This window comes from Myxococcus llanfairpwllgwyngyllgogerychwyrndrobwllllantysiliogogogochensis (genome assembly GCF_006636215.1).
Taxonomy (GTDB): Bacteria; Myxococcota; Myxococcia; order Myxococcales; family Myxococcaceae; genus Myxococcus; species Myxococcus llanfairpwllgwyngyllgogerychwyrndrobwllllantysiliogogogochensis.
The window spans coordinates 1-402 of sequence record NZ_VIFM01000931.1 but is presented as its reverse complement, the minus strand read 5'-3'; the positions used below and the strand labels follow the sequence as shown (position 1 = coordinate 402).

Annotated in this window: 1 protein-coding gene; it reads right to left on the bottom strand. The window is 58.7% G+C overall.

The window, feature by feature from the left end:
• Positions 1-138: 138 nt before the first annotated feature.
• Positions 139-402, bottom strand: a 264-nt coding sequence (locus tag FJV41_RS56355) for a hypothetical protein (RefSeq protein WP_220138065.1), incomplete at its 5' end; no start/stop codon positions are given.

Here is a 402-nt window from a genome sequence, read left to right as displayed (position 1 = left end):
GGATGAAGAAGATTTTAATGAGGCCCGTAACGTCAGCGCGCTGTTTTTAGTGCGGGAATGGCTGCAGGCCCAGGGCCGACTCTGAACGAGCGTCCACGCTAAGCAGCAATAAAAAAGCGCCCGCAGGCGCTTTTTTTGTCAGAACAATTCGTGGGTTTCACCGCCGCCGTCAGTCAGGGTGGTGCCCACCTCACGGACTGCCTGCTGGGTGGGCTGGGTTCCTTCAATAAAGTACTCCGCCCGGCTATTGCCCCCATTCGCCAACTGACCGGTGCTGCGGTCGATATTCACCGTGACGATACCCGGCGGCGGAGTTAACGGTTCTTCCGGAACGCCTTCCAGCACGCTCTTCATAAAGCTGTCCCAGGCCGGCTGGGCGCTTTTGGCACCGCCTTCATAGCC